Source organism: Pantoea sp. Sc1 (assembly GCF_000255315.1).
Classification (GTDB): domain Bacteria; phylum Pseudomonadota; class Gammaproteobacteria; order Enterobacterales; family Enterobacteriaceae; genus Pantoea; species Pantoea anthophila.
The window spans coordinates 2,322,730-2,342,841 of the sequence record NZ_AJFP01000001.1 but is presented as its reverse complement, the minus strand read 5'-3'; the positions used below and the strand labels follow the sequence as shown (position 1 = coordinate 2,342,841).

16 protein-coding genes and 1 other RNA gene are annotated in these 20,112 nt (G+C 56.5%); 12 read left to right on the top strand and 5 right to left on the bottom strand.

The window, feature by feature from the left end:
- Positions 1-27 precede the first annotated feature (27 nt).
- From S7A_RS10825 to S7A_RS10805, 5 genes are all read left to right on the top strand, one after another.
- The gene (locus tag S7A_RS10825; RefSeq protein ID WP_009090531.1) at positions 28-573 is read left to right on the top strand and encodes a glutathione peroxidase; all 546 of its coding nucleotides are present in this window, start codon (positions 28-30) and stop codon (positions 571-573) included.
- Positions 574-1,323: a vitamin B12 ABC transporter ATP-binding protein BtuD gene (gene btuD / locus S7A_RS10820; RefSeq protein WP_009090528.1), complete on the top strand. Its 750-nt coding sequence runs from the start codon at positions 574-576 to the stop codon at positions 1,321-1,323.
- A 68-nt stretch (positions 1,324-1,391) separates the two neighbouring features.
- Complete coding sequence (locus tag S7A_RS10815; protein WP_009090526.1) at positions 1,392-1,850, top strand: C40 family peptidase; 459 nt, start codon at positions 1,392-1,394, stop codon at positions 1,848-1,850.
- A gap of 294 nt (positions 1,851-2,144) precedes the next feature.
- Positions 2,145-2,891: an EAL domain-containing protein gene (locus S7A_RS10810; protein WP_009090524.1), complete on the top strand. Its 747-nt coding sequence runs from the start codon at positions 2,145-2,147 to the stop codon at positions 2,889-2,891.
- Between the two features lie 85 nt (positions 2,892-2,976).
- Positions 2,977-4,428 carry a protein adenylyltransferase SelO gene (locus S7A_RS10805; RefSeq protein ID WP_009090522.1) on the top strand — a complete coding sequence of 484 codons (1,452 nt, stop codon included), beginning with the start codon at positions 2,977-2,979 and terminating at the stop codon, positions 4,426-4,428.
- 7 nt (positions 4,429-4,435) lie between these two features.
- Here the strand turns inward: S7A_RS10805 and S7A_RS10800 are convergent, their stop codons facing one another.
- On the bottom strand, positions 4,436-5,482 hold the full coding sequence (locus tag S7A_RS10800; protein WP_009090520.1) for a 3-deoxy-7-phosphoheptulonate synthase: 1,047 nt from the start codon (positions 5,480-5,482) through the stop codon (positions 4,436-4,438).
- Positions 5,483-5,635: 153 nt separating this feature from the next.
- Positions 5,636-6,463 carry a pyruvate, water dikinase regulatory protein gene (locus tag S7A_RS10795; RefSeq protein WP_009090518.1) on the bottom strand — a complete coding sequence of 276 codons (828 nt, stop codon included), beginning with the start codon at positions 6,461-6,463 and terminating at the stop codon, positions 5,636-5,638.
- Between the two features lie 430 nt (positions 6,464-6,893).
- Here S7A_RS10795 and ppsA point away from each other — a divergent pair, with 430 nt between their 5' ends.
- The gene (ppsA, locus tag S7A_RS10790) at positions 6,894-9,278 is read left to right on the top strand and encodes a phosphoenolpyruvate synthase (protein WP_009090516.1); all 2,385 of its coding nucleotides are present in this window, start codon (positions 6,894-6,896) and stop codon (positions 9,276-9,278) included.
- A 77-nt stretch (positions 9,279-9,355) separates the two neighbouring features.
- Here the strand turns inward: ppsA and rprA are convergent.
- Positions 9,356-9,463: antisense sRNA RprA (gene rprA, locus S7A_RS20815), an RNA gene on the bottom strand.
- A 292-nt stretch (positions 9,464-9,755) separates the two neighbouring features.
- The gene (ydiK, locus tag S7A_RS10785) at positions 9,756-10,874 is read right to left on the bottom strand and encodes an AI-2E family transporter YdiK (protein ID WP_033736275.1); all 1,119 of its coding nucleotides are present in this window, start codon (positions 10,872-10,874) and stop codon (positions 9,756-9,758) included.
- A gap of 204 nt (positions 10,875-11,078) precedes the next feature.
- On the opposite strand from ydiK, the gene S7A_RS10780 reads away from it, so the two are divergent.
- Positions 11,079-14,132 (top strand): FAD-binding and (Fe-S)-binding domain-containing protein, encoded by a 3,054-nt coding sequence (locus S7A_RS10780; RefSeq protein ID WP_009090507.1) that lies wholly within the window; start codon positions 11,079-11,081, stop codon positions 14,130-14,132.
- A gap of 33 nt (positions 14,133-14,165) precedes the next feature.
- Here S7A_RS10780 and S7A_RS10775 read toward each other — a convergent pair whose 3' ends face one another.
- Complete coding sequence (locus S7A_RS10775; RefSeq protein ID WP_009090506.1) at positions 14,166-14,570, bottom strand: hypothetical protein; 405 nt, start codon at positions 14,568-14,570, stop codon at positions 14,166-14,168.
- Between the two features lie 388 nt (positions 14,571-14,958).
- Between S7A_RS10775 and sufA the strand changes: the two genes are divergently transcribed.
- The 5 genes from sufA to sufS are packed head-to-tail and all read left to right on the top strand — an operon-like array spanning position 14,959 to position 20,101.
- The gene (gene sufA / locus S7A_RS10770; RefSeq protein WP_009090504.1) at positions 14,959-15,333 is read left to right on the top strand and encodes a Fe-S cluster assembly scaffold SufA; all 375 of its coding nucleotides are present in this window, start codon (positions 14,959-14,961) and stop codon (positions 15,331-15,333) included.
- A 7-nt stretch (positions 15,334-15,340) separates the two neighbouring features.
- Positions 15,341-16,834 (top strand): Fe-S cluster assembly protein SufB, encoded by a 1,494-nt coding sequence (sufB, locus tag S7A_RS10765; protein WP_009090501.1) that lies wholly within the window; start codon positions 15,341-15,343, stop codon positions 16,832-16,834.
- A 42-nt stretch (positions 16,835-16,876) separates the two neighbouring features.
- Entirely contained in the window at positions 16,877-17,623 is a 747-nt protein-coding gene (sufC, locus tag S7A_RS10760) for a Fe-S cluster assembly ATPase SufC (protein WP_009090499.1), read from the top strand.
- On the top strand, positions 17,598-18,878 hold the full coding sequence (sufD, locus tag S7A_RS10755; RefSeq protein ID WP_009090497.1) for a Fe-S cluster assembly protein SufD: 1,281 nt from the start codon (positions 17,598-17,600) through the stop codon (positions 18,876-18,878). The genes sufC and sufD overlap by 26 nt, the downstream gene beginning before the upstream one ends.
- Complete coding sequence (sufS, locus tag S7A_RS10750) at positions 18,878-20,101, top strand: cysteine desulfurase SufS (RefSeq protein WP_009090495.1); 1,224 nt, start codon at positions 18,878-18,880, stop codon at positions 20,099-20,101. Before sufD ends, sufS begins: the two co-directional genes overlap by 1 nt.
- Positions 20,102-20,112 lie beyond the last annotated feature (11 nt).

Below are 20,112 nucleotides of genomic sequence, written 5' to 3'. Positions count from 1 at the left end.
ACTCTGCATCCACAACAGGAATTCAGCATGAACATTTATGACACTGAACTGGTTACGCTTGATGGTGAAAAAACCACGCTCTCTGCGTGGCAGGGCAAGGTACTGCTGGTGGTAAACGTCGCCTCGAAATGTGGCCTCACCCCGCAGTATGAGGAGCTGGAGAATCTGCAGAAGGCCTGGCAGGATCACGGCTTCAGCGTGCTGGGTTTCCCCTGCAATCAGTTTCTGGAGCAGGAGCCTGGCAGCAGCGAAGAGATCAAAACCTTCTGCAGCACCACCTATGGCGTGACATTCCCGATGTTTGCCAAAACCGACGTCAATGGGGAAGGGCGTCACCCGCTCTATGCTCAGCTGATCGCGGCCTGTCCTGACGCCGTTCGTCCCGAAGGCAGCGGTTTTTACGAGCGTCAGGTGAGCAAAGGCCGCGGACCGAAAGCGCCGGGCGACATCCTGTGGAACTTTGAAAAATTCGTTATTGGCCGGGATGGTCGCATTGTCCAGCGGTTCGCGCCTGATATGACGCCGGAAGATCCCATTATTCTGGAAACCATTAAGCAGGCCCTGGCGAAATAGATGCTGCTGCGCCTGCAACAGGTGGCGCTCGCCGGGCGGCTGTGCTCACTGAACGGTGAGCTTGCCGCCGGTCAGTTGCTGCATGTCGCCGGTCCGAACGGCGCGGGAAAAAGCACGTTGCTCAGCGTTGTTGCCGGACTGCAGGCCGCGTCCGGCAGGATCGTGCTGGATAACCGTCCGCTGTCCGAGTGGAGCGGCCCGGCGCTGGCCCGGGCTCGCGGCTGGCTTCCCCAGCAGCAGGCCCCCCTGAGTCAGATGCCGGTCTGGCACTATTTACGGCTGCATCTGAAACAGAGGGGGGCGCAGGATGAAGATCGGCTCAGCACGCTGCTGCAGCAGCTTCTGCTGCAGGATAAACTCGCCCACTCACTGACCCGGCTCTCCGGCGGGGAGTGGCAGCGTGTCCGCCTGGCGGCGGTCTGCCTGCAAATTGATCCGCGCATCAATCCAGACGGGCGTCTGCTGATTCTGGATGAGCCAATGACCGCGCTGGATATCGCCCAGCAGAAAGCGGTGGACGATCTGATCGCCGGACTCTGTGCGGCGGGCATCAGCGTGATCGCCAGCAGTCACGATCTTAACCACACGCTGCATCAGGCGAATCAGGTCTGGCTGATGGAGAGGGGACAGGTCATTGCGCAGGGCGAACCGGCCGCGGTTCTGACGCCGCAGCGGCTGACACCGCTTTATGGCATCGCCTTCCGGCAGATTGAGCTTGAAGGACGCACGCTGCTGACCGTCCTGCCCTGACACTTGCTACCCGGCGGGCTTTACCGCTACATTAAACCGGTTGCAACTTCTGATAAGGACATTTGGCGATGCGCCTGGGTTTGCTGATTTTGGTTCTGCTGCTGACGGGATGCAGTCATCACGCCCCGCCGATTAATGGTCGTCTCTCCGACTCGATTACCGTGATTGCAGAGCTGAACGACCAGCTCGGTCACTGGCACGGCACGCCCTATCGCTATGGCGGCATGAGCCGTAACGGTGTCGACTGCTCTGGCTTTGTCTATCTGACTTTCCGCGACCGCTTTGCGCTGCAACTGCCGCGCACCACCTCAGCACAGAGTGATATCGGCACCCGTATCAGTAAAGATGAACTGCTGCCCGGCGACCTGGTCTTCTTTAAAACCGGTCGCGGGGAGAATGGCCTGCATGTCGGTATCTACGACAGTGATAATGCCTTTATTCATGCTTCCACCAGCCAGGGGGTGATCCGCTCCTCGCTGGACAACGTCTACTGGCGCAAAGTCTTCTGGCAGGCTCGCCGTATTTAACCGGAGAGTCTGAAATAAGACTTAAGTCCAATTTAAAATAGAGAAAAAACAGCCGTTAAAAGTTTTATTTTAAATGACAGTTTTTGAGCGGGGATTTTATTAGGCATAATAAATGCTGGTTTAATTCCGCTAATAAGCGCAGTTTTGTCGTCACTATTTGGCTTAAGCGTCATCGCAGGCTGGCAAACGGTGGTGGAAGGGCAAAGAAGGTCGTCTCTTCAATGATTTGGCGCTATTGCCTGAGCCTGACCATTACTATACGATATCAACATCGCCGCATATTCTGGCATTAAAATGAAAATTCATCTTTCGGCCGACTATCAGTCGGAAATCTGGTTTTATCCTGTCTGTGATGCTGACGGACGGCTGGCTGCTGTTGAGCTGGTTACGCAGTTTGTGCATGAAAGTGCGCCGATCACACTGCCTCAGGATCTGCTGCTGCCGCAGCTCGATGAGTCGCAGCAGTTACGCCTGCTGCAAAGTCAGATTAGCCTGCTGGAGCAGAACCGTGCGTTATTCGAGTCGCACGACGTCTCCGCATTGATCCGTATTGATGAAGGAATGGCCCGGACGCTGCTGGCCAGCGAATTAGTGATGCGCAAAATAAAGCAGCTGCCCTTCATTCTGCTGAATATCACTGAAACGTTTCCGCAGCTGAAGCTCGGAAAAAATAATCCGCTGCTGGCGAGCCTGCATGATGAGTTTAATTTAGCGCTTTCCCATTTTGGGGCTGGCAAAACACCCTCGAATGCGGTCTACGATAATTTATTCAGCTGGATCTGTCTGGATAAAGAGTTTATTCACTCCCTGGCAAAGCGCGCGTCGTTTGTGCCGTTCATGCAGAGCATTATCGATAATTTCCGCACCCATTGTGACCGGCTGATTATTTGCGGCATCGACGATGATCGGCTGCTGGATAAAGTGAGCCAGCTCAGTGGGGTCGATTTTCAGGGCACACTGTTCCCGGTGGTCAAATCTGATGCGTTGCGTTCCCTGATCCGCGCCGACAGTCGCCGACCCTCTTCTCAGCATCCTGGCTGATGGAACCTGTTTAATCCCCGATATCAGCGTTACACTGAAGGTTTTGGCAAACCGACGTCTCGCTGAGCATCGCATGGGAGAAACAATGTCCTCAGGCAAGCTATCTTTTGACAATACCTGGTTCCGGGAGCTTACCGGAGGCTATACCGCGCTTAACCCTACGCCGCTGGCAGGCGGACGCCTGCTCTATCATAACGCCCCGCTGGCCGCCTCAATGGGGCTGGATAACGCACTCTTCACTGGTAACGGGCACGACGTCTGGCACGGCGCGGCTCTGCTGCCCGGCATGCAGCCACTGGCCCAGGTGTACAGTGGCCATCAGTTTGGCGTCTGGGCCGGTCAGCTGGGCGACGGGCGCGGCATCCTGCTGGGAGAACAGCGCACAGAGGATGGCGAGAAACTTGACTGGCACCTCAAGGGCGCGGGCCTGACCCCCTATTCCCGCATGGGGGATGGGCGGGCGGTGATCCGTTCCAGCGTTCGCGAGTTCCTGGCCTCTGAAGCATTGCACCATCTGGGGATCCCCACCACGCGCGCCCTGACCCTGTCGATTGGCGATGAGCCGGTTTACCGTGAAACGGCGGAGCGCGGTGCAATGCTGATGCGCATTTCACCCAGCCATCTGCGCTTTGGTCATTTCGAGCATTTCTTTTACAGCCAGCAGCAGGAGAAAGTGCAGCAGCTGGCCGACTACGCCATCCGCCATCACTGGCCGCATCTGGTGGAGGAGGCGGATCGCTATCAGCGCTGGTTTACCGACGTTGTGGTGCGCACTGCCCGGCTGATTGCGCTGTGGCAGAGCGTGGGCTTCGCGCATGGCGTGATGAACACGGACAACATGTCGATTCTGGGCCTGACCATCGACTACGGCCCCTATGGTTTTCTGGATGATTATCAGCCTGACTTCATCTGCAACCACAGCGACTATCAGGGGCGCTACAGTTTTGAAAATCAGCCAATGATTGGCATGTGGAACCTTAACCGCCTGGCCCATGCGCTGTCAGGGCTGCTGACGACTGAACAACTGCGCTCGGCACTCAGCGCCTATGAACCTGAACTGATGCGGGTGTGGGGAGAGCGGATGCGGGCTAAACTCGGTTTACTGACTCAGCAGAGCAGCGACAATCAGATCCTGACCGACCTGCTGGCGCTGATGACGCAGGAGCACAGCGATTACACCCTGACGTTCCGGCAACTGAGTGAGACGCAACAGGCGGAAAGCCGTTCACCGCTGCGGGATGAGTTCATTGATCGTGAGGCCTTTGACCGCTGGTATCAGCGCTACCGCAGCCGCCTGATGGATGAACAGGTCAGCGATGCAGAGCGTCAGGCGGTGATGAAGGCAGCAAACCCGGCGGTGATCCTCAGAAATTATCTGGCACAGCAGGCGATTGAAGAGGCTGAGCGAGGAGAGCAGGGGGCGCTGGCGCGTCTGCACCAGGCGTTGCAGCAACCCTTTAGTGATGAAACAGCCGCCGACTATCGTCAGCGGCCACCAGACTGGGGTAAAACGCTTGAGGTGAGCTGCTCCAGCTGACAGAGACTCAGAGGCGGTGAGAAACCGCCTCGGCCAGCAGGGCGAGAACAGCTTCACTATCTTCCCAGCCGAGGCAGGGGTCGGTAATCGACTGGCCGTAAACCAGGGGCTCACCACTCACCACCTTCTGATTGCCCTCCTGCAGGAAACTTTCAATCATGACGCCCGCCACGGCACGCGATCCTGCTTTGATCTGCTCCGCGACATCTGCGGCCACATCCCTCTGGCGACGGTGCTGCTTCAGGCAGTTGCCGTGACTGAAATCGATGACCAGCTGCTCTGGCAGATTAAAGGCTGACAGACTCTCAGCCGCCGCCGCGACATCACTGGCATGATAGTTGGGCTGTTTACCGCCACGCAGAATTACATGACCATGCGGATTGCCGCTGGTCTGATAAATGGTCATCTGGCCCAGCTTATCCGGCGAGAGGAACATATGGCTGGCGCGCGCGGCACGAATCGCATCCACGGCAATCTGGACGTTGCCATCGGTGCCGTTTTTAAAGCCGACCGGGCAGGAGAGGGCGGAGGCCATTTCGCGGTGAATCTGGCTTTCGGTGGTGCGAGCGCCAATCGCGCCCCAGCTGATCAGGTCGGCAATAAACTGGCCGATCACCATATCCAGAAATTCGGTGGCGGTAGGCAGGCCCAGGGCGTTGATGTCGATCAGCAGCTTGCGGGCAATAGAGATGCCACGGTTCACATCATAACGACCATCCAGATCCGGATCGGAAATTAATCCTTTCCAGCCCACTACGGTGCGCGGCTTTTCAAAGTAAGCGCGCATAACAATCTCCAGTCGGTCGGCATAGCGACTGCGAAGCGCATTCAGGCGCTCAGCATACTCCAGCGCCGCTCGGGGATCGTGCAGCGAGCAGGGGCCGATCACCACCAGCAGGCGGGGATCTTCACCGGTCAGAATACGGGCAATACGTTTGCGGGCTGCGGTGACATTATCGGCAATCGCCGCAGAGACAGGGTGCTCAGCCGCCAGGCTGGCAGGCGTAATCAGATTACCAATGCGCGCGGTACGCAGTTCGTCAGTTTTATTCATGAGTTTCTCGAAAACGGTTCTTCGCAGCGGTGAAATACCGGGAAGTGATGGTGGTCACAATAAACCATCAGGGTGCGAATTCAACCCGGAATTTGATAATGAAATCAGAACCGACGGCAGTAACGCTTTACATCGTCTGCCCGCTCCCGCTTCCTAGTACATGCGGCGTGTCAGACCCATGATGTCGAGAATTTTTGTGGCTATCTCCTCCACCGAGTAGTTGGTGCTGTTCAGGTAACGGATCTGGTGGGTGCGGAACAGGGCCTCCACTTCGCCCACTTCCAGCCGGCACTGGCGCATTGAGGCGTAACGGGTATTTTCCGCCCGCTCCTGGCGGATGGCCGCCAGCCGTTCCGGATCGATGGTCAGCCCGAACAGTTTGTTCTGATGCGCGCGCAGGGCGGGCGGCAGCTTAAGGTTGTCCATGTCGTCAGCAATGAATGGGTAGTTGGCAGCACGGATACCAAACTGCATCGCCAGATAGAGGCTGGTGGGCGTCTTGCCGCAGCGTGAGACGCCGACGAGGATCACCTGCGCATCCTCCAGCCCGCGCAGCGAGATGCCGTCATCATGGGCCAGGGCGTAATCGATCGCCGCGATGCGGGCATCATATTTCCCCAGGTTACTGGCATCCAGACCGTGGGTGCGGTGAGCCACTGGCGCAGGCGCTAATCCCAGCTCCTGCTGCAGCGGGGCGACCAGCGCCTGTACGATGTCCTGACAGAAGCCCTCGCTCTGCACGATGATGTCGCGCACTTCCGGTGTGACTATCGAGAAAAAGACCAGCGGCCGGACGCCGCTCTGCTGATACAGCGCGTTGATCTGAGCTTTAACCGCCAGCGCCCGCTGGACGTTTTCAACAAACGGCAGCGTCAGGCTGGTGATATTGACCGGGAACTGCGACAACACCGCATGGCCCAGCACTTCAGCCGTGATGGCGGTACCATCGGAAATATAGAAAACGCTTCTGTCAGTTGTCATAACCGCTTCTGTCCTGAACAAGAGTGAGTTATCAGCATGCGTCATGCGGCGAAAAAAATCATGCCGGATGTTCATTTCTGGAATCGCTATCCGGGTTATTTATCCGGAGATTCAAGGCACTGGCTAAAAAGCGAACGTGGTGATTTTGCTGTTTTAACCGTCTGAGGGGCGGTTTTCTGGCAGCGTCTGCGCGGGTTTGTTGCGCAACAAAAAACAGCGCCCTGATAAGGGAAAATTTAACTTACATCAAAATATCAATGAGTTAGGTAAAAATGGCGATTTTGCGCAACGGCAAAATAAAACGCTCACAATTCCGAAACTGCTTCTGAAATTCTGCTTTAACGATTCAACAGATCGTGATTGCTTAAGTGATATGCCAGGCTGAGGACAGATGACTCCCTGTCCCCATTCATTGAAAAGGATACGCTTAATGGCCAGTAATGACGCACAGCCACTTGTGCTCTGGTATAACCAGCTTGGCATGCATGATGTTGATCGGGTGGGCGGCAAAAATGCCTCTCTGGGTGAAATGATCACGAATCTCTCGTCGCTGGGTGTCTCCGTGCCCAACGGATTTGCGACGACCTCATACGCCTTTAACCTCTTCCTGGATCAAAGCGGGCTGAACCAGCGTATCTATGCGCTGCTGGATGAAACCGACATTGATGATGTCGAAGCGCTGGCCAAAGCGGGTAAACAGATTCGTCAGTGGGTGGTTGAGACCCCCTTCCTGCCGGAACTGGAGTCCGCCATTCTGGACGCCTACGAGCAGCTTTCTGCCGATGATCATGACGCCTCGTTTGCCGTCCGCTCCTCAGCAACCGCAGAGGATATGCCCGATGCCTCTTTTGCCGGTCAGCAGGAGACCTTTCTGAATGTGCAGGGTATTGACGCCGTCATGGTGGCGGTGAAGCACGTCTTCGCCTCGCTGTTTAACGACCGTGCTATCTCCTACCGCGTCCACCAGGGCTACGATCATCGCGGTGTGGCGCTCTCTGCCGGCATTCAGCGAATGGTACGCTCGGATTTGGCCGCGTCTGGCGTGATGTTTACCATTGATACCGAATCCGGCTTTGATCAGGTGGTGTTTATCACGGCTGCACTGGGGCTGGGTGAAATGGTGGTGCAGGGTGCGGTTAACCCGGATGAGTTCTATGTCCACAAACCGACCCTGGCAGCCGATCGTCCCGCTATCGTGCGCCGCAACATGGGGTCGAAAAAGGTTCGCATGGTCTACGCCGACTCTCAGGCCCACGGTGAGCAGGTGCGGATTGAAGATGTGCCCGAGGCCGAACGCGATCGTTTCTGCCTGAACGATGAAGAGGTGCAGGCGCTGGCGAAGCAGGCCGTACTGATCGAACAGCACTATCAGCGCCCGATGGATATTGAGTGGGCCAAAGATGGTCACACCGGCAAACTGTTTATCGTTCAGGCTCGTCCTGAAACCGTGCGTTCAAACGGTCAGGTGATGGAGCGCTACACCCTGCAGGCGCAGGGCAGCGTGGTAGTGGAAGGCCGTGCTATCGGTCATCGTATCGGCGCCGGTACGGTGAAGGTCATCCACGATATCAGCGAAATGAACCGGATTGAGAAAGGGGATGTGCTGGTGACCGACATGACCGACCCGGACTGGGAACCGATCATGAAGAAGGCATCCGCCATCGTCACTAACCGGGGCGGACGAACCTGCCATGCGGCGATCATCGCGCGTGAGCTGGGCATTCCGGCTGTGGTGGGCTGTGGTGACGCCACCGATCGGCTGAAAGAGGGGCACAATGTTACCGTCTCCTGCGCCGAAGGCGATACCGGCTATGTCTATGATGACCTGCTGGACTTCGATATCACCAGCTCTCAGGTTGACTCACTGCCTGAACTGCCGCTGAAAATCATGATGAACGTGGGCAATCCCGACCGTGCCTTCGATTTTGCCTGTCTGCCGAATGAAGGTGTCGGCCTGGCGCGGCTGGAGTTCATCATCAACCGCATGATTGGCGTGCATCCGAAAGCGCTGCTGGAGTTCGACCAGCAGACCCCGGAACTGCAGCAGCAGATTCGTAAAATGACCAAAGGATTTGATAATCCGGTGGAGTTCTACATCGCCCGCCTGACCGAGGGAATTGCTACCCTTGGCGCGGCATTCGCACCGAAACGCGTAATTGTCCGACTTTCCGACTTTAAAACTAACGAATATGCCAACCTTGTGGGCGGCGAACGCTATGAGCCGGAAGAGGAAAACCCGATGCTCGGTTTCCGGGGCGCAGGTCGCTATGTGGCCGATAGCTTCCGGGACTGCTTTGCGCTGGAGTGTGAAGCGGTAAAACGTGTCCGCAATGAGATGGGCCTGACCAACGTCGAAATCATGGTTCCGTTCGTGCGCACGGTGGACCAGGCGCAGGCGGTGGTGGAGGAGCTGGCGCGTCAGGGGCTGAAGCGCGGTGAGAACGGGCTGAAGATCATCATGATGTGCGAGATCCCATCGAATGCCCTGCTGGCGGAGCAGTTCCTGGCGCACTTTGATGGCTTCTCTATCGGCTCTAACGACATGACGCAGCTGACGCTGGGACTGGATCGCGACTCAGGCGTGGTTTCTGCGTTGTTTGATGAGCGAAACGAGGCGGTGAAGGCACTGCTGTCGATGGCGATCAGGGCCGCGAAAAAGCAGGGGAAATATGTGGGCATCTGCGGTCAGGGACCGTCCGATCACCAGGATTTCGCCGCCTGGCTGATGGAAGAGGGCATTGACAGTCTGTCGCTCAACCCGGACACCGTCGTGGAAACCTGGGTGAGTCTGGCGCAGTTAAAGAAAACGGCCTGACGGTCTCACCGCTGCTGTTGTCAAATCTTCAGGCCCGCATTGCGGGCCTTTTTCTTTTTATTGCTGGTCAGATTCAGGCAAAAAAAAGCCCATCACAGGGGATGGGCAAAGACTACACACAGCAATTCTTTACTCTACTCAGGGGAATAAGGTTGTTTAAAAATCAGTAAGTTGATTTCGAACATAGGAAACATGTTATTCATATGGCTGGCTGGCGTCTTTAAGAATCCTCTTATTAGTTTAAAGCCGATAATCTTTTGCCCCCTAAACTCCCCCATTTGGCTTAAGAAACAGTGCAGAAAATAATATTTTTTAGCCGAAAAAGGTCTGTTTTGGGCCGGAAATGGCTTTTTTCTTAAAAATCGCTAATGGAAAGGGAAATTTATCCGATCCGCAGGGGGGTGTGCGGTTAATCATCATTAACCGCACTAATCAATCGTTAAACAGGCCGTCGGGAGAACCTGTTACCGTTCCGTATCACACAGCGGGCGGGGTGCCATCGTGATCGGCAAGGGCTTCCGCCACCGCCTGCGGATCGTTATCCGGGGCCGGCGCTTCATGCACCCAGACGGAAACGAGACGATAAGAGACCGCCAGCACCACCGGTCCGATAAAAAGACCAATCATGCCAAACGCAAACAGGCCACCAATAACACCAGAGAGGATCAGGATCATCGGCAGATCGGCACCCATACGAATTAACATCGGACGCAGGACGTTGTCCATCGTGCCCACCACACAGCTCCAGACCAGCAGCACGGTTCCCCAGGTGGTGTCGCCGCTCCAGTAGAGATAGATGATGGCCGGAACCAGCACCAGCAGCGGGCCGAGCTGGACCAGACAGCAGAGGATCATCAGCACCGTTAAGAGCGTGGCGTAGGGAATACCGGAGATAGCCAGGCCGATACCGCCGAGCACGCCCTGCACCAGCGCCGTGACCACCACGCCCAGCGCCACGGCACGAATAGACTGCGCTGCCAGAAGCACGGCGGCATCTCCACGGCGTCCGGCCATACGAAAGGCAAAGTGGCGAATGCCCTGAGCGGCCTGCTCACCGCGCCAGTAAAGCAGCACGCTGAAAAGTAACATCACGCCCAGATGGATCATAAAGCGCCCGAAATGACCGGCCTGAGCGACAAAAAAGCCGGTGGTGCGTCCGATATAGGGCTGTATCTTGGCCATGATCCCGGCTCCGCCGCTCGCCACCAGGGTGTCATAACTGACATAAAGCTTTTTGCCGACCATCGGGATCTCTTTGAGCCACATCAGCTTCGGCATCGTGTGCCCCTGCGTGACCCACGCAATGACCGGTGCGCTGTTATCAATCAGGCTGCTGACCAGCAGGGCGATAGGGATGATAAACAGCAGCAAAAGCAGCAGGGTCATCACGATCACGGCCAGCGAACGGCGTCCCCACAGCAGTCGCTGAAATTTCAGCATCAGCGGCCAGGTAGCAATGACCACCATGCTGGCCCAGGCGAAGCCCAGAATAAACGGCTGCACCACCCACAGGCAGGCGACAATCAGCAGCAGAATGAACATCAGGGTAAAGAGAATCTGCGGTAAATCCATATCCCGGTACTGGCTTTTCATCATTGACTCATAACCTCGTCTTAATCCTTCATTTTCCGGCATAGCGATGCCGGTTTTCATCATGATCTATTTACTGAGGATTAAACAGCGTTACAGAGAAAGGTTTTGGCTTTTCTGAAAAAACGGCAGACGCAGAAAAAATATGTTAAAACGGGAAATCGCTAACGCATAAACGCAAACGTTTACAACACCTTCGGTCAGACAATCATGATCCCACAGATTTCGCAGGCACCGGGCCTCGTTCAACTGGTGCTGACGTTCCTTGAGTCGCTGAAAGAGCAGGGTTTTACCGGCGACATGGCCACCAGCTATGCCGATCGTCTCTCACTCTCTACCGATAACAGCATCTATCAGTTGCTGCCTGACGCGGCGCTGTTTCCGCGCTCCACCGCGGATGTGGCGCTGCTCGCCCGCGTGGCGGGAGAGGCCCGCTTTGCCAGCCTGGTGTTTACACCGCGCGGCGGCGGCACCGGTACAAACGGGCAGTCGCTGAATCAGGGGATTGTGGTCGACATGTCGCGCTATATGAACCGCATTCTGGAGATCAATACGGAAGAGCGGTGGGTGCGGGTGGAAGCGGGCGTGATCAAAGATCAGCTCAACGCCTGGCTGAAGCCTTTCGGCTTTTTCTTCTCCCCGGAGTTGTCCACCAGTAACCGGGCGACGCTGGGCGGTATGATCAACACCGATGCCTCGGGTCAGGGATCGCTGGTGTATGGCAAGACCTCGGATCATGTGCTGGGCCTGCGCGCCGTGCTGCTGGGCGGCGATATCCTGGATACGCGGCCGATGGCCACCGCGCTGGCGGAAACGCTGGCGCAGACGGCAACCCCCGAAGGGCGGCTCTATCAGCAGGTTCTGACCCGCTGCCGTGAACACCGGGCGCTGATTCTGGAAAAGTTTCCAAAGCTGAATCGGTTCCTGACCGGTTATGACCTGCGCCATGTCTTCAGCGATGACATGCAGACCTTTGACATGACGCGGCTGCTCTGTGGCGCGGAAGGGACGCTGGCGTTTGTCACCGAAGCCCGGCTTGATATCACCCCGCTGCCAAAAGTGCGGCGGCTGGTAAACATCAAATATGACTCCTTTGACTCTGCGCTGCGCAATGCACCCTTTATGGTGGAAGCCCAGGCGCTGTCGGTTGAAACCGTGGACTCTAAGGTGCTCAATCTGGCCCGTGAAGATATCGTCTGGCACTCGGTGCGTGAACTGATCGCCGATGTGCCCGATAAAGAGATGCAGGGGCTGAACATCGTTGAGTTTGCCGGCGACAACGCCGCACTGATCGACCAGCAGATTGAACGGCTCAGTGCCCGCCTCGATGCGCTGATGGCACAGCAGCAGGGCGGTGTGATTGGCTATCAGTTCTGTAATGACCTGGAGGGCATCGAACGCATCTATAACATGCGTAAAAAGGCAGTCGGACTGCTGGGCAACGCCAGAGGGCGGGCAAAACCGATCCCCTTTGTGGAAGACACGGCCGTGCCGCCCGAGAAGCTGGCGGATTACATTGTCGAGTTTCGCGCGCTGCTCGACAGCCACGGTCTGAGTTACGGCATGTTCGGACACGTTGATGCGGGCGTGCTGCACGTCCGTCCGGCGCTGGATATGTGCGATCCGCAGCAGGAGATGATGATGAAACAGATCTCCGACGAAGTGGTGGCGCTGACCGCGCGCTACGGTGGCCTGCTGTGGGGAGAGCATGGTAAAGGGTTCCGCGCCCAGTACAGTCCGGCCTTCTTCGGCGAAACGCTGTTTAACGAACTGCGCCGCATCAAAGCGGCCTTCGATCCGCTTAACCGTCTTAATCCGGGCAAGATCTGTACCCCCTTCAACCGTCATGACGAGATGATGCAGGTTGATGCGGTCAAGCGTGGCACCTGGGATCGGCAGATTCCGTTAACGGTGCGGGATGAGTGGCGCGGCGCGATGGAGTGTAATGGCAACGGGTTATGTTTTAACTTCGATGCCCGCAGCCCGATGTGTCCGTCCATGAAGATCACCCGCAACCGTATTCACTCGCCCAAAGGACGGGCGAGCCTGACGCGGGAGTGGCTGCGGCTGCTGGCCGGGCAGGGCGTCGATCCGCTGATGCTGGAGAAGCAGCTGCCGGAAAACCGTCTGTCGCTGCGCGCCCTGATCGCCCGTACCCGTAACAGCTGGCACGCCAGCAAAGGGGAGTATGACTTCTCGCATGAGGTCAAAGAGGCGATGTCAGGCTGTCTGGCCTGCAAAGCCTGCTCGACCCAGTGTCCGATCAAAATCGACGTGCCTGCGTTCCGCTCACGCTTCCTGCAGCTCTACCACACCCGCTATCTGCGTCCGGCGAGTGACCATCTGGTGGCAGCGGTTGAGAGCTATGCGCCGCTGATGGCGAAGGCACCCAAGGTGTTTAACTTCTTCCTGCGCCAGCCGTGGCTGAAAGAGCTGAGCAAAACGCATATCGGCATGGTCGACCTGCCTCTGCTCTCTGCGCCCAATCTGAAGCAGCAGCTCAGCGGACATCCGGCGATGAACATGACGCTGGAGCAGCTGGAAGCGCTGACCGCCGCGGAGCGTGAGCGTTGTGTGCTGGTGGTTCAGGACCCCTTTACCAGCTTTTATGAGGCGCAGCTGGTCAGTGACTTCATCCGGCTGATTGAGAAGCTGGGCTATCGTCCGGTTCTGCTGCCATTCTCACCCAATGGTAAAGCGCAGCACGTTAAAGGCTTCCTGCAGCGCTTTGCCCGAACCGCAGCCCGGACGGCCGACTTCCTCAACCGGGTGGCAAAACTGGGCCTGCCGATGGTCGGGGTCGACCCGGCCACCGTGCTCTGCTATCGCGATGAGTATCGTCAGACGCTGGGCGACGCACGCGGCGACTTTGCTGTGTTGCTGGTGCATGAATGGCTGCAGCGGGCGCTGGCAGAGCGTGACGTACAGGCCACGGGCGGCGAGTCATGGTATCTGTTTGCGCACTGTACCGAGGTGACTGCGCTGCCCTCAGCCCCCGGTCAGTGGCAGGATATCTTCGCCCGGTTTGGTGCGAAACTGGAGAATATCAACGTCGGCTGCTGCGGCATGGCCGGAACTTACGGCCATGAGAGTAAAAATCTGGAGAACTCGCTGGGGATCTATGCACTCTCATGGCATCCGCAGCTTCAGCGGCTGCCGCGTCAGCGCTGTCTGGCGACCGGCTACTCCTGCCGCAGTCAGGTCAAACGGGTGGAAGGCAACGGCATGCGTCATCCGCTTCAGGCTTTGTTAGCATTAATGTAAAAAAATTGTGCGCGACGTCACGGCATGGCTGGATTAGAATATCCAGCCTGCGTGACGTACGAAGTCGCTTTGCAGCGCGGAGGCTTTGTTCCACTCGCCGACGAGAGCCAGTTGATGGCAGAGGCGGGTCAGGGAGAGGCGCGCCAGCTGGTAAGCCTGAATACGGAACAGGCGGTCGCGTTCGCTGTTTCCCATCTCCTGAACCAGGCGATGATGCAGTTTTCCCATCGCATGCAGGTAACTCTGGTCGTCACCATTCAACTGGCAGATCTCTGCCATATCCTGACAGGCATCGTTGAACTGACGCAGCTGATGTATCGTGCAGTCGGCCCGATCAAGCTTTGCCTGCGCCATGTAAAAGTCGACGGTGATATCGCGGATGCTGAACTGGTATTCATCGATTTTGTGCTGGAGCCAGGCTGAGACAGAGAGCGTCATGAAACCATCCTGAATGTGAATGATAATAATTATCATATTCAACTGTTCAGGGATTGCAATGCGCGGGCAGAAAAATTTAACGATTTATCCTGCCTGTCGGTATAATCGGAAATAACAATCTGTTTACATCGCAGAAAGGCGTAACCTATCAATAAGCCTTTTTATCAAAAAGGGTTATTTTAAAATGAGTGATTTATTAATAGGTTATCACTGGCTTATTAAGGCTGACGTTCTCACCACACAGTGAGCTGAAGAGGCTATGCTTAATTATTAAGCAAATAAAACAGCACAAGATGATTATCCCTGCAAAACAAGAGGTTGAAGTGATCGGTGAGATCACTACCATAGGGGGATAGCCTGAAAAGGTCCGGACTCAAGAGGTATCAATATGGCATCCGTTAATACAGACTCTTTCTCACCTGACGATTTCGTCTGGAAAGGGCTGACGCTGACTGAAACCGCAGCGCAACAAATTCTCAATCTGGCGGCTCAGGACCCTGATGTCAAGGGTCTGCGACTCAGCGTGAAACAATCCGGCTGCGCCGGGTTCGGCTACGTTATGGATTTGGTGAAAGAGCCTGTCGAAGACGATCTGCAGTTTTCATTCTACGGCGCAACGCTGTTTGTGCCGCTTCAGGCGATGCCATTCGTTGATGGCACCGAGCTGGACTATGTTCGCGAAGGCCTGAATCAGATTTTTAAATTCAATAACCCTAAAGCTCAGCACGCCTGCGGGTGCGGTGAGAGCTTTGGCGTCGAGTAAGTGAAATATGTCACGACACAGCGAAACATCTGACGATGTACAAATCTGGGAAGGCAAGCTCAACTACAAAGAGGGCTTCTTTACCCAACTGCAAACCGAAGAATTTGCCAACGGCATCAACGAAGATGTCGTGCGCGCGATTTCGGCCAAGCGTAACGAGCCAGAGTGGATGCTGGAGTTTCGTCTTAAAGCGTTTCATGCCTGGCTTGAAATGGAAGAGCCTCACTGGCTGAAAGCGCACTACGAGAAGCTCGACTATCAGGATTACAGCTACTACTCCGCGCCCTCATGCGGCAGCTGTGACGATAGCTGCGTGTCGGAGCCGGGTGCCACTCAGGCCTCAGGCAGCGCGCCCGCCAGTGAATATCTGACGCAGGAAGTGGAAAACGCCTTTAATCAGCTGGGTGTGCCGGTTCGCGAAGGCCGCGAAGTGGCGGTTGACGCGATTTTCGACTCCGTCTCAGTCGCCACCACCTATCGCGGCAAGCTGGCGGAGCAGGGCATCATCTTCTGCTCTTTTGGCGAAGCGATTCAGGAACACCCTGAGCTGGTGAAGCAGTATCTGGGCACCGTCGTGCCGGCGAATGACAACTTCTTTGCCGCGCTGAACTCCGCGGTCGCCTCAGACGGCACCTTTGTCTATATCCCGAAAGGGGTGCGCTGCCCGATGGAGCTGTCGACCTATTTCCGCATCAACGCTGCGAAAACCGGTCAGTTCGAGCGCACCATCCTGATTGCCGACGAAGACAGCTATGTCAGCTACATCGAAGGCTGTTCAGCCCCGGTGCGTGACAGCTATCAGCTGCATGCGGCCGTGGTGGAAGTGATCATCCACAAAAACGCCGAAGTGAAATACTCGACGGTTCAGAACTGGTTCCCTGGCGGTGAAGGCGAGGGCGGTATCCTCAACTTCGTGACCAAGCGTGCGCTGTGTGAAGGTGACCACAGCAAGATGTCCTGGACACAGTCAGAAACCGGCTCTGCGATCACCTGGAAATACCCGAGCTGCATTCTGCGCGGGGACTACTCGGTGGGTGAGTTCTACTCCGTGGCGCTGACCAGCGGTCGTCAGCAGGCCGATACCGGCACCAAGATGATCCACATTGGTAAAAACACCAAATCGACCATCATCTCTAAAGGGATTTCGGCCGGTAAAAGTCAGAACACCTATCGCGGTCTGGTGAAAATCATGCCAACCGCCACCAACGCGCGTAACTTTACGCAGTGTGACTCGATGCTGATCGGCCCGGATTGCGGCGCCCATACCTTCCCGTATGTGGAGACCCGCAATAACACCGCTCAGCTGGAGCACGAAGCCACGACATCACGCATCGGCGAAGATCAGATGTTCTACTGTCTGCAACGCGGTATCAGTGAAGAAGACGCCATCTCGATGATCGTGAACGGCTTCTGTAAAGACGTATTCTCCGAGCTGCCACTGGAATTTGCCGTGGAAGCCCAGAAATTGTTAGCCATCAGCCTTGAGCACAGTGTGGGCTGATGCCGTCACACGCCTTGCCGGAAGCAACGTGAAGGAATAAGTATGTTAAGCATTAAAGATTTGCAGGTCAGTGTTGAAGATAAAGCCATTCTGCGTGGCCTGAATCTCGAAATTAAACCAGGCGAAGTGCATGCCATCATGGGCCCGAACGGCTCAGGTAAAAGTACGCTGTCAGCCACGCTGGCAGGCCGCGAAGATTATGAAGTGACCGGCGGTTCGGTGAGCTTCAACGGTAAAGATCTGCTGGAGCTGGCACCGGAAGAGCGCGCTGGTGAAGGTATCTTTATGGCGTTCCAGTATCCGGTCGAGATCCCCGGCGTCAGCAATCAGTTTTTCCTGCAAACGTCGGTAAACGCGGTGCGCAAATACCGTCAGCAGGAAGAGCTGGATCGCTTTGATTTCCAGGACTTCATCGAAGAGAAAATTCAGCTGCTGAAGATGCCGGAAGATCTGCTGACCCGTTCCGTTAACGTCGGCTTCTCCGGCGGCGAGAAGAAGCGTAACGACATCCTGCAGATGGCGGCGCTGGAGCCTGAGCTCTGCATCCTGGATGAAACCGACTCCGGTCTGGACATTGATGCGCTGAAAATCGTTGCCAATGGTGTGAACAGCCTGCGTGACGAAAAGCGTGCCTTTATCATCGTGACCCACTACCAGCGTATTCTGGACTACATCAAGCCAGACTTCGTTCATGTTCTGTATCAGGGCAAAATCGTGAAATCTGGCGACTTCTCGCTGGTGAAACAGCTGGAGGAGCAAGGTTATGGCTGGCTTACCGACGAAGAGTGATTCTGCGCTGCAACAGTGGCATCACCTGTTTGAGTCGCGCGGCGACGTGCGTTCTCTGCAGGCTCAGCAGCACTGGCAGCAACTGATGCGCGTTGGCCTGCCAACCCGCAAGCATGAAAACTGGAAATACACCCCGCTGGACACGCTGCTGTCACAGCAGTTTGTGTTGCCTGACGCGCCTCAGACCCTGAGCGCTGAACAGGTTGATGCGCTGGCGCTGCCGCTGGATGCCATCCGCCTGGTCTTCGTTGACGGTCAGTTCCAGGCGGCGCTGAGCAGCCGCGACACCGGGCTGTTTGAGATTCAGCACAGCGTGGCCGCCGAGCGTCATCCGCTGCCCGCCGCCGTTCAGCCGGAAGTGTTTCTGCATCTGACCGAGAGTCTGGCTGAAGAGGTGACCACCCTGCGTCTGGCACGCGGTAAATCTGCAGCGCGCCCGGTCTACCTGCTGCATATCACCAGCGGTCAGCAGACGGGCATGAACACCGTTCATTATCGTCATCACCTGCAGCTGGAAGAGAGCGCCGAAGCGGAAGTGATTGAGCACTACGTTTCACTCAACGATCAGGCCCATTTCACCGGTTCGCGCTTTACCTGTGCGATCGGAGATAATGCAAAGCTGACCCACACCAAACTGGCGTTTGAAAGCAGCAACAGCTATCACTTTGCGCACAACGATCTGGTGGTGGGTAACGATGCGCAGGTCAGCAGTACCAGCTTCCTGCTGGGTGCCGGTCTGTCGCGCCACAATACCAGCACGCAGCTGAACGGCGAGAACAGTACGCTGGCGATTAACAGCCTGGTGTTGCCGGTGAAACAGGAAGTCGCGGATACCCGTACTTACCTGGAGCACAATAAAGGCCACTGCGTCAGCCGTCAGATGCATAAAACCATCGTGCGTGACAAAGGCCGTGCGGTGTTTAACGGTCACATCAAAGTGGCACAGCATGCACTGAAGACAGACGGGCAGATGACCAACAACAACCTGTTGCTGGGCAAGCTGGCAGAGGTCGATACCAAGCCGCAGCTGGAAATCTATGCGGATGACGTTAAGTGCAGCCACGGCGCCACCATCGGCCGTATCGATGACGAGCAGATGTTCTATCTGCGTTCGCGCGGTATTGAGCAGGATGCTGCGCAGACCATGATTATCCACGCCTTTGCGGCAGAACTGACCGAAACACTGGAAAATCCGGTGATGCGTCAGGCCGTACTGCAGCGTATCGCGCAACGTTTTCCCGGAGGCGACGTATGATGAACTTCGATCTCGACCGCATCAGAGCTGATTTTCCTATCCTGAAGCGAGAGGTCAACGGTCATCCGCTGGCCTACCTTGACAGCGCCGCCAGCGCACAACGTCCCCTCTCGGTGATCAATGCCGAGAGTCATTTTTACCAGCATGGCTATGCGGCCGTGCATCGCGGCATCCATACGCTGAGCCAGCAGGCAACCAGTGATATGGAGAACGTGCGCGATCAGGCCGCCCGTTTCCTGAACGCTTCGTCGCAGGAAGAGATTGTTTTCGTCAAAGGAACCACCGAAGGCATCAATCTGGTGGCCAACAGCTGGGGCAGCAGTCAGCTCCGGTCTGGCGACAACCTGATCATTACTGAGATGGAACATCACGCCAATATCGTTCCATGGCAGATGCTGGCTGAGCGCACCGGAGCTGAAGTGCGTGTGCTGCCGTTGAATGACAACGGTGAGCTGGCGCTTGAGCAGCTGGCGGGGCTGATTGACAGCCGCACGCGCCTGCTGGCCGTGACGCATGTTTCAAACGTGCTCGGCACGGTTAACCCGGTCAAAGCGATCGTGGCGCAGGCCAAAGCCGCGGGTGTTGTTACTCTGGTGGATGGTGCGCAGGCGGTAATGCATGACAAAGTTGACGTGCAGGATATCGGCTGTGATTTCTATGTTTTCTCCAGCCATAAACTCTACGGCCCGAACGGCGTGGGTATCCTTTATGGACGCAAAGCGTTGCTGGACCAGATGCCACCCTGGGAGGGCGGCGGGTCGATGATTGACCGCGTCATGCTGCCGACGGGTACCACCTGGAACAGCGCGCCGTGGCGTTTTGAAGCCGGCACCCCTAATACCGGCGGCATTATCGGCTTTGGTGCGGCACTGGCCTACGTACAGGCGCTGGGACTTGATACCATTCATGCGCGTGAAACGGCGCTCATGAACTATGCCCTGGATAAGCTGGGCACCGTCCCGGACATCCGCATCTATGGCCCGCAGTCGCGCGCCGGTGTTATCGCCTTCAATCTCGGCAAGCACCACGCTTACGATGTCGGCAGCTTCCTGGATCAGTATGGTATTGCCATCCGCACCGGCCATCACTGCGCCATGCCGCTGATGCAGCACTACAACGTGCCTGCGATGTGCCGCGCCTCCTTCACCTTCTACAACAGTGAAGAAGAGGTGGATCGTCTGGCAGCGGGTCTGACGCGCATTCATCGTCTGCTGGGCGGCTGAACAGTTTTAAC

Bases quoted from the DNA above. Each gene is read 5' to 3' on its own strand.
- S7A_RS10825 (WP_009090531.1), top strand. From the start codon at position 28: ATGAACATTTATGACACTGAACTGGTTACGCTTGATGGTGAAAAAACC.
- btuD (WP_009090528.1), top strand. From the start codon at position 574: ATGCTGCTGCGCCTGCAACAGGTGGCGCTCGCCGGGCGGCTGTGCTCA.
- S7A_RS10815 (WP_009090526.1), top strand. From the start codon at position 1,392: ATGCGCCTGGGTTTGCTGATTTTGGTTCTGCTGCTGACGGGATGCAGT.
- S7A_RS10810 (WP_009090524.1), top strand. From the start codon at position 2,145: ATGAAAATTCATCTTTCGGCCGACTATCAGTCGGAAATCTGGTTTTAT.
- S7A_RS10805 (WP_009090522.1), top strand. From the start codon at position 2,977: ATGTCCTCAGGCAAGCTATCTTTTGACAATACCTGGTTCCGGGAGCTT.
- S7A_RS10800 (WP_009090520.1), bottom strand. From the start codon at position 5,482: ATGAATAAAACTGACGAACTGCGTACCGCGCGCATTGGTAATCTGATT.
- S7A_RS10795 (WP_009090518.1), bottom strand. From the start codon at position 6,463: ATGACAACTGACAGAAGCGTTTTCTATATTTCCGATGGTACCGCCATC.
- ppsA (WP_009090516.1), top strand. From the start codon at position 6,894: ATGGCCAGTAATGACGCACAGCCACTTGTGCTCTGGTATAACCAGCTT.
- ydiK (WP_033736275.1), bottom strand. From the start codon at position 10,874: ATGATGAAAAGCCAGTACCGGGATATGGATTTACCGCAGATTCTCTTT.
- S7A_RS10780 (WP_009090507.1), top strand. From the start codon at position 11,079: ATGATCCCACAGATTTCGCAGGCACCGGGCCTCGTTCAACTGGTGCTG.
- S7A_RS10775 (WP_009090506.1), bottom strand. From the start codon at position 14,570: ATGACGCTCTCTGTCTCAGCCTGGCTCCAGCACAAAATCGATGAATAC.
- sufA (WP_009090504.1), top strand. From the start codon at position 14,959: ATGGCATCCGTTAATACAGACTCTTTCTCACCTGACGATTTCGTCTGG.
- sufB (WP_009090501.1), top strand. From the start codon at position 15,341: ATGTCACGACACAGCGAAACATCTGACGATGTACAAATCTGGGAAGGC.
- sufC (WP_009090499.1), top strand. From the start codon at position 16,877: ATGTTAAGCATTAAAGATTTGCAGGTCAGTGTTGAAGATAAAGCCATT.
- sufD (WP_009090497.1), top strand. From the start codon at position 17,598: ATGGCTGGCTTACCGACGAAGAGTGATTCTGCGCTGCAACAGTGGCAT.
- sufS (WP_009090495.1), top strand. From the start codon at position 18,878: ATGAACTTCGATCTCGACCGCATCAGAGCTGATTTTCCTATCCTGAAG.